The organism is Bradyrhizobium sp. ORS 285, from assembly GCF_900176205.1.
GTDB lineage: Bacteria > Pseudomonadota > Alphaproteobacteria > Rhizobiales > Xanthobacteraceae > Bradyrhizobium.
In genome coordinates this window covers 4,841,577-4,855,623 of sequence record NZ_LT859959.1, presented here as the reverse complement: position 1 = coordinate 4,855,623, position 14,047 = coordinate 4,841,577, and the positions used below count along the sequence as shown (strand labels likewise).

The 14,047-nt window shown below is 65.4% G+C and carries 11 protein-coding genes; 6 read left to right on the top strand and 5 right to left on the bottom strand.

Annotated elements, in window-relative coordinates; genetic code table 11:
- Positions 1-61: 61 nt before the first annotated feature.
- Positions 62-2,185 carry a methyl-accepting chemotaxis protein gene (locus BRAD285_RS21870; RefSeq protein ID WP_006611935.1) on the top strand — a complete coding sequence of 708 codons (2,124 nt, stop codon included), beginning with the start codon at positions 62-64 and terminating at the stop codon, positions 2,183-2,185.
- Positions 2,186-2,262: 77 nt separating this feature from the next.
- Here BRAD285_RS21870 and glgA read toward each other — a convergent pair whose 3' ends face one another.
- A complete protein-coding gene (gene glgA, locus BRAD285_RS21865) occupies positions 2,263-3,651 on the bottom strand; it encodes a glycogen synthase GlgA (protein WP_244422196.1) in 1,389 nt (462 codons plus the stop codon).
- 365 nt (positions 3,652-4,016) lie between these two features.
- Between glgA and BRAD285_RS21860 the strand changes: the two genes are divergently transcribed.
- From BRAD285_RS21860 to BRAD285_RS21850, 3 genes are all read left to right on the top strand, one after another.
- Positions 4,017-5,084, top strand: coding sequence for a CaiB/BaiF CoA-transferase family protein (locus BRAD285_RS21860; RefSeq protein WP_244422195.1), 1,068 nt, complete (start codon positions 4,017-4,019; stop codon positions 5,082-5,084).
- Positions 5,085-5,322: 238 nt separating this feature from the next.
- Positions 5,323-6,390, top strand: a complete 1,068-nt coding sequence (locus BRAD285_RS21855; RefSeq protein WP_006611932.1) for an alcohol dehydrogenase — start codon at positions 5,323-5,325, stop codon at positions 6,388-6,390.
- A 141-nt stretch (positions 6,391-6,531) separates the two neighbouring features.
- Complete coding sequence (locus tag BRAD285_RS21850; RefSeq protein WP_006611931.1) at positions 6,532-7,611, top strand: isocitrate/isopropylmalate dehydrogenase family protein; 1,080 nt, start codon at positions 6,532-6,534, stop codon at positions 7,609-7,611.
- Between the two features lie 101 nt (positions 7,612-7,712).
- Here BRAD285_RS21850 and BRAD285_RS21845 read toward each other — a convergent pair whose 3' ends face one another.
- The 3 genes from BRAD285_RS21845 to BRAD285_RS21835 all read right to left on the bottom strand — a co-directional run bounded on the left by BRAD285_RS21845 (position 7,713) and on the right by BRAD285_RS21835 (position 10,489).
- Positions 7,713-8,522, bottom strand: coding sequence for an enoyl-CoA hydratase (locus BRAD285_RS21845; RefSeq protein WP_006611930.1), 810 nt, complete (start codon positions 8,520-8,522; stop codon positions 7,713-7,715).
- A 331-nt stretch (positions 8,523-8,853) separates the two neighbouring features.
- Positions 8,854-9,249 carry a helix-turn-helix domain-containing protein gene (locus tag BRAD285_RS21840; protein WP_006611929.1) on the bottom strand — a complete coding sequence of 132 codons (396 nt, stop codon included), beginning with the start codon at positions 9,247-9,249 and terminating at the stop codon, positions 8,854-8,856.
- Between the two features lie 7 nt (positions 9,250-9,256).
- Entirely contained in the window at positions 9,257-10,489 is a 1,233-nt protein-coding gene (locus BRAD285_RS21835; protein WP_006611928.1) for a LysR family transcriptional regulator, read from the bottom strand.
- A 509-nt stretch (positions 10,490-10,998) separates the two neighbouring features.
- On the opposite strand from BRAD285_RS21835, the gene BRAD285_RS21825 reads away from it, so the two are divergent.
- Positions 10,999-11,244, top strand: a complete 246-nt coding sequence (locus BRAD285_RS21825) for a hypothetical protein (protein WP_035646355.1) — start codon at positions 10,999-11,001, stop codon at positions 11,242-11,244.
- Positions 11,245-11,594: 350 nt separating this feature from the next.
- Entirely contained in the window at positions 11,595-12,329 is a 735-nt protein-coding gene (locus BRAD285_RS21820; RefSeq protein ID WP_006611926.1) for a cytochrome c biogenesis CcdA family protein, read from the top strand.
- A gap of 15 nt (positions 12,330-12,344) precedes the next feature.
- Here the strand turns inward: BRAD285_RS21820 and BRAD285_RS21815 are convergent, their stop codons facing one another.
- Positions 12,345-13,859: an HWE histidine kinase domain-containing protein gene (locus tag BRAD285_RS21815; protein ID WP_006611925.1), complete on the bottom strand. Its 1,515-nt coding sequence runs from the start codon at positions 13,857-13,859 to the stop codon at positions 12,345-12,347.
- Positions 13,860-14,047 lie beyond the last annotated feature (188 nt).

Here is a 14,047-nt window from a genome sequence, read left to right as displayed (position 1 = left end):
CGTAGTTGCGGCCACATCAGGAGTCGCAGCGCGGCAGAACATGATCGATTGGGAATGACCGATGTCTGACCTTGCGACGATGCAGAGCGATCCTCTTCACCGGGAGGCTGGGGCGGTCAGTCTCAAATGGAAGATCCTGGTCGGCAATCTGCTCACTAGCTTTTTTGCCATGGCCTTTGCCTGCGTGCTGGCGTGGAGCAGCTGGGGAGATCTGGGCAAGCGTGAGCAGGCGGCGCGGGTTCTCGACGCGTTCGAGTTGGTGATGAAGGTGAACGCCCAGATCCCGCTCGAACGAAATGTGTGGAATGTGCTGGCTGCTCCGGCGCCCCTTTCGACTGAAGATGCCGCCAAGCTGGATCAGTCGGTTGCGAGCACCGACGAGATGCTCAGCCGGGCCAAGTCCTCTACCAAGGCGGCCGGATTATCGATGAAGAACATCGACGCGGCCGAGCAGACTCTGCGCAGCGTTCGGTCCGCAGCGCGTGCGGCCGCGGTGCTGCCGGGAGCGCAGCGGCCGGCCAACATCCAGGTGGCCACGATCGACGGCCTCGGCCGCGCCGGCGATTCGCTGACCGCTGCCATCGATGAGGCTGCGATCGAACTCGTGCGCATGGGCGGCGATGTCGAAAACCTGTTGCCCTCCGCGCAGCTGGCGCAGCTCTCGCAGTCGATGCGCACGGTCAACGGCGCCCGGTCCGCGGTGTTGCGCTTCTTCATTCAGAACATCGGCTGGACGCCGGTTCGGCTCTCCGAGGTCACCGAGACCAGTGGACAGGTCACCTTGCTGTGGCAGCAGATCGAGCTGGCGGCGCGCAGCATTCGTGACACGCCGGAGGTCTCGGCGGCGCTCGAGCACGTCCGCTCGACGCTGATGGGCGACGGCGAGCGCCGCTACCGGCAGATCGTCGCGGCTGCGCGTGACGGGCAGCCGTCCCCGATCAGCGTGGACGAGTGGGGCCGTTGGACCTCGCCGATGCTCAACAACGTCAACCTGCTCCGCGACGCTGCGCTGAAGTCGGCGCATCAGTCGATCGACCGGGCCATGGGTGCGGCGCAGCTGCGTCTGGTCATCGCGCTCGGCGTGCTGCTGCTGGTTGCGCTCGTATCGGTCGCGGTGGTCATCGGCGTGGTCCGTGGCGTCATCGGCCCGCTGGTCGGATTGACCGGCGTGACCTTGCGTCTCGCCAATGGCGAGCTCAGCGCTGACATTCCGAACGACACCCGCAAGGACGAGATCGGCGCGATGGCGCGCGCGCTCAAGATCTTCAAGGATGCCCTCATCGCCAAGAAGGAGTCCGACGAGGCGGCGCAGCGCGACGCGCAGGCGCAGATCGATCGCGCCCGCCGGCTCGATACGCTGACCCGCAATTTCGAGGCGACGATCGCCGACATCGTCAACACCGTGTCGTCGGCGGCCTCCGGCCTGGAGACCTCGGCGGATACGCTGACCGGCACGGCGAACCGCTCGAAGGAGCTGAGCACGGTCGTGGCGGCCGCGTCCGAGGAAGCATCCGCCAACGTCCAATCGGTCGCCTCGGCCACCGAGGAGCTGTCCTCCTCGGTCACCGAGATCAGCCGCCAGGTCCAGACCTCCGCCCGCATGGCGGGCGATGCCGTGCAGCAGGTCCGCCAGACCAACAGCCGGGTCGCCGAGTTGTCGCAGGCAGCCGCGCGCATCGGCGACGTCGTCGAGCTAATCAACACCATCGCCGGCCAGACCAACCTGCTGGCCCTCAACGCCACGATCGAGGCCGCGCGTGCGGGCGAAGCCGGCCGCGGTTTTGCCGTGGTCGCCACCGAGGTGAAGGCGCTCGCGGAGCAGACCGCCAAGGCCACCGACGAGATCTCGCAGCAGATCTCCGGCGTTCAGGCCGCGACCCAGGAATCGGTCAACGCAATCCAGGCGATCAGCACGACCATCGAGCGTCTGGCCGAGATCGGCGCTGCGATCGCGGCGGCGGTCGAGGAGCAGGGCGCGGCAACGCAGGAAATCTCCCGCAACGTGCAGCAGGCGGCGCACGGCACCCAGCAGGTCTCCTCCAACATCACCGACGTGCAGCGCGGCGCGGCCCAGACCGGCTCGGCCTCGGCGGAGGTGCTGTCCTCGGCCAAGTCGCTCGCTGGCGATAGCAACCGCCTCAAGCGCGAGGTCGGCAACTTCCTCGAAGCGGTGCGCGCAGCGTAATTGGCCGCACGGCGCAGACGAAAAAGCCCGGGCTAACGGCCCGGGCTTTTTGTTGTTGAGATGACGGAGCGTCCTGATCAGGACGCCAGCATTTTTCGATACAGCGCGTTGTAGCACGCGGCTGAGAGATCCCAGCTGAACGAGCGTGCCATCGCCGACAGCCGCATGGCGTTCAACTGCTCGGTGCGCTTGAAGGCGGAGAAGGCGCGTTTGACGCCACCGAGGAACGACTCCGCCGACGGCTTCTCGAACAGGAATCCGGTCTCGCCGTCGGTGATGGTCTCCGCCAGACCGCCGGTCTGGTGGCCGATCGGCAGCGAACCGAAGCGCTGGGCGTACATCTGGCTGAGGCCGCACGGCTCGAACCGCGACGGCATCAAGGTGAAGTCGCTTCCGGCGAAGATGCGCCGGGCCTGCGCGTCGTTGAAGCCGATTGCCACGCCGATGGCGTCCGGGCGGCGGCGGTGCGCATCCATCAGCGCGCGCTCGATCGACGGCTCGCCGGTGCCGGTGACGACGATCTGGCCGCCGGCGCCGACGATCTCGTCGGCCGCCTCCAGCACCAGATCGATGCCCTTCTGATGCACCAGCCGCGCGACGATGCCGAACATCGGACCGCGCGACACCGCCAGCCCGAACTGCTTGCGGACGTAGTCGGCATTGGCCTTCTTGCCGGTCCAGTCGCCGGCGGCGAACGGCTGCGCCAGTTGCTGGCAGTAGCGCGGATCCCAGCTCTCATCGATGCCGTTGAGGATGCCGGTCAGCTCATGCGCATTGGAGCGCTGGCGCAGCAGGCCCTCCAGACCGCAGCCGAACTCGGATGTCGTGATCTCCTTGGCATAGGTCGAGCTGACGGTCGTCAGATGCGACGCATAGACCAGGCCGCCCTTGAGGAACGACAGCTTGTCATAGAACTCGAGGCCGTCGATGTGGAACGAGGATTCCGGCGCGCCGATCCGGCGCAGCGACTCCCGTGGGAACAGGCCCTGATAGGCAAGATTGTGAATGGTGAGGATCGACGGCACATCGACCCCGCGCCACGCCAGATAGGCCGGCACCAGCGCCGCCTGCCAGTCATTGGCATGCACGAGGTCCGCTGCCCAGTTCGTGTCCAGCGTGCCCGCGGCGAGCTCGGCCGCCGCCGCGGCGAGACGGCCGAAGCGGATGTCGTTGTCCGGCCAGTCATTGCCGCTCTCGTCGCCGTAAGGGTTGCCCGGCCGGTCATACAGCTCGTCGCAGAGCAGGACGTAGACCGGAAGCCCGTCCCGCGTCGATGACCGGCCGAGCGCGCAGCCCGGCATCTCAGCCAGCGGCGCGCAATGGCCGACGATCTCGATGTGAGTGAGTTGCTCGACCACGTCCCGGTAGCCGGGCAGCATGATCCTGACGTCGGTGTGTGAGCGCAGTGCCCGGGGAAGTGCTGCGGAAACCGCAGCCAGTCCGCCCACCCGGACGAAATCGTCCATTTCGGTCGTAACGAACAGAACCCGCAAGAGATGTCCTCGATCAAGCCCCATGTTCGTCCTATGCAAGAAAGGGTCCAAATTCAGCCATCAACAAAAAGCGATGCCGCAGCGCCGCGAAAGGCCAAACGCGTTCGACATCGAATGGTTCGATCTGGACAAGACGGGCATGGCGTCCGATGGCTTACGCTTCGTAAATGCGCGGACGGGGCGGCGTTCGGCCACGTCCGGCACAGAAGAAACGCCGATAACAGGGAGCTACACGCGTGAGTCTAGATCGAGAGCATGAGAGCCGTTTGACAGGATGCTTCGAAGGCCTGCGCGTGCTGGACTTTTCGACCACCATCGCCGGCCCGCACTGTGCCCGCATGCTTGCAGATATGGGTGCGGAGGTGATCAAGATCGAGTCAGCCGAAGGTGAAACCATGCGCATCCGCCCTCCGGTGCGGCATGGCTGCTCCACTGCTTTCGGTCAGCTCAACGTCGGCAAGAAGAGTGTGGTGCTGGATCTCAAATCGGGCGAGGGCGTCGAGGCGGTGCGTCGGCTGGTCGCATCCGCTGATGTTCTAGTCGAGAACTTCCGGCCCGGCGTGATGCAGCGACTCGGGCTCGACTATGCCGCCTTGAGTGCGCTCAACCCGCGGCTGATCTACTGCTCGATCTCGGGCTACGGCCAGACCGGCCCGTCGGCGGAACTTCCTGCCTATGCGCCGGTCATCCACGCCGCCTCGGGCTATGACATGGCGCATCTCGCCTACCAGCCGGGACGCGACCGGCCGGATTATTGCGGCATCTATCATGCCGACGTGGTCACCGGGACCTACGCCTTCGGCGCCATCGCCTCCGCGCTGTATCAGCGCGAGCGCACCGGCTCCGGCCAGCACATCGACTGCTCCATGCTGGAATCGATGCTGAGCCTGACCTTGAACGAGATCCAATGGTCGCAATTTCCGGTCGTCCAGCCGTCGCGGCCGACCTTCGGACCGGCGGCGTGCCGCGACGGCTATGTGATGATCGCGATCGCCAGCGAGAAGACGTTCCAGAACCTGATGGTGGTGATCGGGCATCCCGAATGGATGAGCGATGCCCGCTTCGCGAAATATTCCGATAGGCGGGCTAACTGGGGCGCGCTGATGGATGGCGTGGAAGCGTGGTCGGGCCGGCTCAGCGTCGCGGACTGTGTCGCGGCCTTGAACGCGGGCGGTGTGCCGAGCTCGGCCTATCGCAGCGTCTCCGAGGCGCTGGACGATCCGCAGATCGCGCATCGTGGCGCGCTGGCAGAGGTCGAGGATGACGCTGGCACGTTCAAGGTCGTCAACCTGCCGTTCCGGATGTCCCGGGCGAAGGTCGCGGCCGGACCGCGCTCGGCCAGTCTCGGCGAGCACACCGCGGATGTCCTGCGTGAGGCGTCGGCGATCGCGCGCGACAAGGGCTGAGCGCGCTGAGGCAAAAGGCTGCAGGGCTGCCATGAATGCGCGCCATGCGCGCGGCCTTGCTGCTCCCAGCGTTTCCGGCCAATGTTCCCGTCATCGCAAGAACAGTCCGGATCCGCCGGACGCGTCCGTGCCGGGAGGAGACGTCGAGGTCAGCTTGCCCCAGCGCAAGCCGTCGCCCGCTTGTCCCGTCACGACGCCGTCCGGTCCCGCCAGCTAACCGGACTACGGGAGTGAAACCATGAAGAGCTTCAAGGTCACCGATTTCAATGCACCGCTGACCGAAATCGACGAGCCGACGCCGCAGCCGTTTGGCAAACAGGTGCTGATCAAGGTGAAGGCGGCCGGCGTCTGCCACAGTGACCTGCACATCTGGGAAGGCGGCTATGATCTCGGCCACGGCCGCAAGCCGCTCTCTTTGAAGGATCGCGGCGTGTCGCTGCCGCGGACCATGGGGCATGAGAGCGCCGGCGAGATCGTGGCGTTCGGTCCCGATGTGACCGAGGCCGAGAAGGGCGGCTTGAAGGTCGGCGATGTCGCGCTGGTCTATCCCTGGATCGGCTGCGGCAAATGCGCGACATGCCTCGCCGGCGATGAGAACATGTGCCTGAAGCCGGCGTCGCTCGGTGTCTATTGCGATGGCGGCTATGCCGACCACATGACGGTGCCGCATCCGCGCCACCTGATCGACCTCAAGGGCCTCGATCCCGTGACGACCGCGCCCTATGCCTGCTCGGGTGTGACCACCTACAGCGCGCTGAAGAAGGTCGAGAAGGATTTCGACACGCCGATCGTGATCTTCGGCGCCGGCGGTCTCGGCCTGATGGCGCTGTCGCTGCTCAAGGCGATGGGCGGCAAGGGCGCGATCGTGGTCGACATCGACGCGCGCAAGCGCGAGGCGGCGCTCGAGGCGGGCGCGCTGGCAGCTGTTGACGGCAAGGCGCCGGATGCGCTGGAGCAGTTGAACAAGGCGGCCGGCGAGCCGATCCGCGCGGTGATCGACCTGGTCGGCAATGCCGCCACGGCGCAGCTCGGCTTCGACTGCCTGACCAAGGGCGGCAAGCTCGTCATGGTCGGCCTGTTCGGCGGCGGCGCGCCGTGGGCGCTGCCGCTCATTCCGATCAAGGCGGTGACGATCCAGGGCAGCTATGTCGGCAATCTCCGCGAGACCAAGGAGCTGCTCGACCTCGTCCGCGCCAAGAACATCGCGCCGATCCCGGTCACCCCGATGCCGCTCGCCAAGGCCAACGACGCCCTGCACGATTTGCAGAAGGGCCAGCTCGTCGGCCGCGCGGTGCTGACGCCGTAAGCCACGGCTCTATCCTCTCGTCATGGCCGGGCTTGACCCGGCCATCCACGTCTTTGGCGCCGCGGCGTTGGAAAGTCGTGGATGCCCGGGTCAAGCCCGGGCATGACGGCACTTTGATCTCGTCTTCGAAAGCGCCGCCTCATGCCCTCCACCAACGCACTCCACATCGCAGTTCTTCCCGGCGACGGCATCGGACCGGAGGTCATGGCACCGGCTCTTGAAGTGTTGCGTAAGGTCGAGGCCAAGGCCGGCCTGTCGTTCCGCTTCACCGAGGCGCAGGCCGGCGCCAACAATTATCTCGCGACCGGCGTCTCGATCGCCGAGTCCACCATCCGGCTGTGCGAGGAGGCCGACGCCATCCTGCTCGGCGCCTGCGGCTTGCCGTCGGTGCGCTATCCCGACAACACCGAGGTCGCGCCGCAGATCGAGCTGCGCTTCCATTTCGATCTCTATGCCGGCGTGCGGCCGGCGCGGCTGATCCCGGGCGTGCCGAGCCCGATCGTCGGCGCCACGGAGCGCGGCATCGATTTCGTCGTCATCCGCGAGTCGACCGAGGGCCTGTTCGCCTCGATGGGCAAAGGTGTGGTGACACATGAAGAGGCGCGCGAGACCCTCGTCATCACCCGCAGGACCTCCGAGCGGCTCTTCAACTTCTCCTTCAAGCTCGCCGAACGGCGCCGCGCGCGCGGCCGCCCAGGCACTTTAGGCTGCGTCGACAAGGCCAATGTGTTCAAGGCCTTCGCCTACTTTCGCAAGATCTTCGACGAGGTCGCCGAGCTTCATCCTGACGTGAAGACGGAGCGGCTCTACATCGACGCCTGCGCGCTGATGCTGGTGAAGCGTCCGTGGGATTTCGACGTGCTGGTCACCGAGAACATGTTCGGCGACATCCTGTCGGATCTCGCCGCCGGCCTCGTCGGCGGCATGGGCATGGCGCCCTCGGCCGACATCGGCGATCGTCACGCCGTCTTTCAGCCCTGCCACGGCACCGCGCCTGATATCATGGGGCAGGGCAAGGCCAACCCGACGGCGATGATCCTGTCGGCGGCGATGATGCTCGACTGGCTGGCGGACACCCATGGCATCGAAGGCGCCGCCGAGGCGGCACAGCGGATCGAGCAGGCGGTCGACGAGGTCTACGCTTCCGGCCTCAAGCCGTTCGAGTTCGGCGGCCAGGCCGGCACGATCGACGTGACCAAGGCCGTGCTCGAGGCGCTCTAGATCATGATGCGTTTCGGCGGAAACGCATCATGATCTTATCTATTTGTTTGAGCATGATCTTTTCGGAAAACCGGTTTCCACTTTTCCGGATCATGCTCTAATTAACGTCCCGTGAAGCTCGGCTTGCGCTTCTCCATGAAGGCGCGCCGGCCTTCGCGGAAATCCTCCGAATCCATGCAGGCGTCGCCGATCCGCTTGATCGCCTCCATGTCGCGGCGGCTCTCGTCCTTCAGGACCTCGGCGATGGTGATCTTGGCGGCCTGCACCGCCAGGGGCGCATTGCCGGCGATGGTGCGGGCGATGTCGATCGTGGCAGGCATCAGCTCATCCACCGGCATGGTCCGGTCGACCAGTCCGATCCGCAGCGCCTCGGCGGCGTCGATCCGCATCCCCGTATAGAGCAGCAGGCGCGCCTGCGAGGGCCCGACCAGCGACACCAGGTTGCGCAGCCCGTCATAGCCATAGGCGATGCCGAGCTTGGCGGCGGGAATGCCGAACTGGCTGTCCTCCGAGGCAAAGCGCATGTCGGTGAGCATGGCGATCTGCAAGCCGCCGCCGAGGCAGAAGCCGCGGATGCAGGCGATCGTGGGCTTGGGGTAGGTCGCGAGCAGGGCGCGCTGGGCGGCGCTGCGCTCGGCATAGGCCTCTGACGCTGCGGCGTTGTGACGGCTCTGCTCGAACTGGCTGATGTCGGCGCCGGACACGAACGCCTTGCCGCCGGCGCCGGTCAGCACCACGACGCGGATTTCGGGATCATCGCGGAAGGCGGTGAGCGCCTGGCCCAGGCCCTCCCACATCTCCAGCGACATCGCATTGCGCTTGTCCGGATTGTTGAAAGTGACGATGCCGACGCGGTCGTCGACGGAGACGAGGATCTTGCCCTCGGCGAAGGCGGCGGACGATGGGGGCATGCGGGACATCCGGGACGACGGGGCTCTCGGCCCATGCTTCACCGTGCCGGGTGGGGCGTCAACGCAGATCAAGGCATATGAGACGCGCAGGCGACGCGCCGGCATGCCGCCACTTCCTATGACGGCAGATGGGGCTGATCAGAGGTGACGACGCCTCGGACCGCGCAGCCATTGCTGGGCGGACTCGAAAGGCCGGGGCATCGGTCGATCGGCCTAGCAGGCCGATGCCGTGAACTCGCCCGAGCCGGCTGAGCGCCTGGCGCCCCCAAGTTGCGCCCTCGAGCGAAGATGGCCCATATCCATCACGAGGAGGCCTGTCAGACGGCCTCGCTTACTCTTCGTTGGCAGCGATCGATTCCATCAGGGACACCAGCTGACGTTGCACCGTCTGGTCCTTGATCTTGCTGTAGGCACGCAGCAACCGCAGGCTGAAGGCGGAGTCCAGGAACAGGAGGCTCTCGACCTCACGGGCCTTGTTGTCGCCGTCATAGAAGAACGTCACGGGCACGTCGAGCGCGGTGGCGATCTGCTGCAGACGCGCAGCGCCGACCCGGTTGACACCCTTCTCGTACTTCTGGACCTGCTGGAAGCTCACGCCGAGCTTTTCGCCGAGCTCTGCCTGAGAGATCTTCTGCTCCACACGCCGCAGGCGAATGCGCTTGCCAAGCTCGATGTCGGGCTTGCCGGCGCTGCGCTGCTTCATTTTCTTTGCCGCTGATTTATTCATACTGATTTTACCGTCCTTCCGTCGGAAATCCCCCGAATAGATGGGTCAGGGGTTCACCCATATATACTGTTTTAAGTTGCTGTGGATGAATGAATTCGTCTTTAAACCACGGGTATTTGCCAGGGTTAAAAGCCTCCACAAGCCAGTCGATCATGTGGCGCACCCTAGGGATGCGCCCGGTGGTGGCGTGGTAGGACAACCAGATGTCGTAGGACCACTTCAGGTCGACCTCCAGGGGGACGATCTTCCCGCCCAAGGCGCTCGCGTAGGTTGGGAATACTCCAATACCGGCGCCGTGGGCGACGGCCCAATAATTGGCACTGGAGACATTCGTGGTCATCGCGATCAGGTCACGCTGCTCATAGCCGGGGAAGATGGTCGCGAAAGCTGCATTGGCCGCCGCTTCATCTGCGACTTGCAGAACCAACCGGTGTTTCACCAGCTCGTCAATCGTCTTCGGTGTGCCATACGTTTCGAGATATTTCTCGCTGGCAAAACACATCAGGTGCATGCGGCCGAGCCGGACCAGCTTGACGTCGAGCGCCGCCGGCCGTGACAGATGGATGGCGACGTCGGCCTCGTGACGCGACACGTCGGCCGAGCGCATCGCGCAGTACAGGTCGACCATCACGTTCGGAAAGCTCTGCTGGAATTCCACCAGACGTGGCGCGAGCCAGAACGTGCCGAGGCCCTCGGTGACGGCGACGCGGACCTCGCCGGAGGCTGCGCCGGCAAGTCCGTCGCCGGCGCGCAGCAGCTCAAAGGAAGCGGCTTCCATGCGTTCGACTGCGGAGACCACCAGCGCGCCTTCGTCGGTCAGCCGCGCGCCATGAACGTCGCGCGTGAACAGCGTCGCGCCGATCTGCCGCTCGAAATCATCGATGCGCCGCCGGACCGCATTGATCGAGAGCGTCAGGCGTTCGGCGGCGGAGCGGAAGCTGCCGGCCCTGACGACCTCGAGGAAGATCCGCGCAGCATCCCAATCGGTGAGACTGGCCAGCGCCGATTTGCTGAGCGCTCCCTTGGCCGGCGCGGCGCGAGTCGCAGCGGAGCGCGCGGGCGCCTTGCCCGGAGCGGGACCGGTCGCGGCATCATCGCGGCCCTGGTCCCCGCGGGTACTCGGTGCTGCAGACGAATCGTCATGCGCGGCCGGCGCCAGGGTCACCTGAGGGGTCACCTGGGGGGCAACTGCCTCCTTGCGTTCCTCCTGAGGAACGCCCCGTTCCGCCGCAACGCGCATACAAGCTCTCTCCGCCTGCTAGAGTGACACCGATGAACTACGGAACATGGCGGCGTTTGCGCCATGGATTGGTTGAGACATTGACGCGCGAGATGAGTCTTTCGACCTCTCACATTTGCAGCATGGTTGTACCACCTGCAGATGCGCAGGGGTACACACCATGTATGCCAGGGACACGCTTAGCGCGAATCGTCCCGGACAGCGATGGTTTTTGCGTCGACCACAGCGAAATGGTATTCGAAGATGACCATGCGTCATGCTATCTTGATGAACGGATGGTGGCGCTGACTCATCGAATCCCGGTGATCGACGCTGCGTCCTCGTGTGGTTACGCGCGCAGAGGCCGGTGGGACGGCTTCGGACGAGGCGCGCGGCAAAGCCGCATGGGGAGCGCGGACGGGGAGCAACAGATGACGTATTGGAAAGCCATCCGCGAGTCGGGATTTGCTCGGCTCCATCTCGCCGCACGCTAGAACGGAACGACGCCCGTGGCCCATTCAGATGACCAAATGCTTGCAGTGCTCGCGTCCCTGGAGCAATGCCGTGCGACTCTCGTCGCGACCGGCAACCGCGAATCGGCGCATTTGATTTCGGTGGCGATCCTCGATCTGCGCATGAAGCTGAACCGCTTGAGCGAAGACGATCTGAAGTCGCTGTGCGATGAGATGGTCCAATCTGACAACCCGGACAAGCTGCGCGATCCGAAGCTGCAGCCGGGCCAGCGCCGTCAGCCGCTGCTGCGAGTGGTGAAGTAGCATAGTTCGTTATGTGCACAAAGGTGCATTTGGCGCATTCGTGATATGCCGTGATCGCGCTGTGAGGGGCACGCGGCGGCCCGTCAGACGGTGAGCCGATCTTTTCCACCGGCATCGTCCCCGGCAACCGCGACCGTATCGGGCGATTCTTATAGACTCGGGTCGAGCGCGCGGTCTGATCACTCCAACCTGACGGCCCTCCCTCGCAATCCCGGCGCTTCGCTGACGCCAACAGCCCGCCGCCGACCGCCGTAACTTCGGCGCCTCTGTTGCGTATTCCCCGCATCGGCGGCATGAAGCCGTCGTGCCCCCGGCGTCAGGATGCTCATGGGGCGTATCGCGGGACTTGCATGATTCAGAACGTATCGATTCCGGCGGCCTTCATCGCCGGCCTGGTGAGCTTCCTGTCGCCCTGCGTCCTGCCGCTGGTTCCGCCTTATCTGGTGTATCTCACCGGCGCCACGATCGAGCATATCGAGAGCGAGGAGCCGCCCGCGGCGTCGCGCCGCGCGGTGATGATCTCGGCCGGGCTGTTCGTGCTCGGCTTCTCGACCGTGTTCGTGATGCTCGGCGCCAGCGCCTCGCTGATCGGCGTCCTGATCCGCGCCTGGTCCGAGCAATTGTCGATCCTCGCCGGCATCGTCATCATCGTCATGGGCCTGCACTTCCTCGGACTGACCCGGATCGCTTTCCTGATGCGCGAGGGGCGGCTGCCGATTCCGAAGCCGGTCGGTCTGTGGGGCGCCTATGTCATGGGGCTCGCCTTCGCGTTCGGCTGGACGCCGTGCATCGGCCCGATCCTGGCAGCGATCCTCTCGATCGCCGCCGCGGAGTCGACGGTCGCCAAGGGCGCCGGGCTGCTGGCGGTCTACTCCGCCGGCCTCGGCATCCCTTTCCTGGTCGCCGCCTTTATGATCGAGCAGTTCTCCGCGCTGTTCATGCGGATGCGGGGCCATCTCGTGAATGTCGAGCGGGCGATGGGCGTGTTGATGATCGTGACGGGTATCGGCTTTCTCACCGGCGCGGTGTCGACCTTCAGCATCTGGCTGCTCGAGACCTTCCCGGCGCTGCAGAGGTTCGGCTAAGCGTCCAGATGCGGCTCAATCGTCGAGCTTGCAGCTGATGGTGTAGACGACGCCGGGCGGCAGGAAGTCGACGGTGGCTTCGCCGCCGAGCTGGTCGCGTGCGCTGCGCTCGATCAGTCGCGAGCCGAAGCCGCGCTGGATCGGCGCCGACACCACCGGGCCGCCGGTCTCCTGCCACACCAGCCGCAGCCGCGCCGGCAGCTTCTTGACCGCATCCGCCGGAGTGAATTCCCAGGATAGATCGACCGTGCCGGTGTCGTTGGATAGTGCGCCGTACTTGGCCGCGTTGGTCGCGATCTCATGCACGATCATCGACAGCACGACCGCGAGCCGCGGCGACAGCGCGGCCTTCGGACCGGAGATACGGATGCGCTCCGGATTGTTCAGCCGGTAGGGCTTGAGCACGCGGCCGATGACGTCCTCGAGCTCAGAGCCCTGCCATTTCTCCTTGCTGAGCAGGTTGTGCGCTTCCGCCAGCGCGCCGAGCCGCCCCTCGAACTTCTCGCGCTCGTGCCGGCTGGCGCTGCGGAAGGTCTGAACTGCAATCGCCTGCAGGATCGCCAGCGTGTTCTTGACGCGATGGTTGAGCTCCTCGATCAGCAGGTCATGCAACATCTCGGCGCGCGCGATCGTCGTCGCCATCCGAACCGCGAAGGCAAGGCCAATCGCCAGCATGATGCCGCCGATCAGGCTGGTGATGGCGAGGTTGCGCCACAGCGGCGCCACCAGCGAGGTCTCGCTGATCCCGGCGCCGATGATCCAGCCGGTCAGCGTGGAATGGGTGAAGCTCGACAGCAGCGGCACGCCTTCGAGCGAGAGGCTCGACAGCGTCGCCTCGTGCTCGCTCATCATGTGATCGATCACCGTCGGCGACGCCTTCTTGCCGATCGTCGCTGCCGGATTGGGGACGCGCGCAAACACCGTGGCCTGGCGGTCCAGTAGCGACAACGTCCAGTCCGCACTCGGCAGCTGCTTTTCCAGGATGGTCTGAAACATCGCGATCGGTGGGCTGAACGAGATGTCGTAGATGACCTGGCCGTCGCGAAACACCGGCACCTCGACGGTGACGATCAGGCTCTTCTTCACGATGCCGTAGAACAGGTCGGAATATTGCGGCTGCCGCGTCTCGAACACCCGCTGGGTGATCTCGCGGTTGCTGCGCAGCGGCAGGTGAGCCGTATCCGTGGTCGCCGAGGAGAACAGCTGGTGTCCCTCGCGATCGGCAACGAGGATCGTGCCGTCCTTGCCGTACTGCTCGAGAAAGCCCATCGCAATCGGACGGAAGCGCTCGAAATCGCCGGTCTTCAACGCATCGGTGAGGGCCAGGACCTGGATGCCGCCGGTCATGCGCTGCATCTCCGCATCGAGCGTCAGGCGGATGCTGCGCACGGTGTCGAGCACCCGCTGCCGCGCCTCGTTGCGGTCCTGCATGTAGTTGTGGAAGACGATCCCGCCCGCGAACAGGATGAGCGGCAGCGTGGTCCCTGCGACCAGAAGCGCAAGCCGGACAGGCAGGGAAAGCTTCGGCACGTAGGCCCCGTTGGTGGCGTTGGCGATCGCCGTCCGGCGCCGGGGAAGGACAGATGCAAGGGCGCGGAGGTGAACGTCTGCAGCGAGCGGATATCAGGCTGCGGCGGCCGCATCCGCAATTGCTTTGCGTTACCGGCCGTTCACATCCTTGTCAGCATAGGAGCCCGGCACGTGCGCGCCAAGCTCAA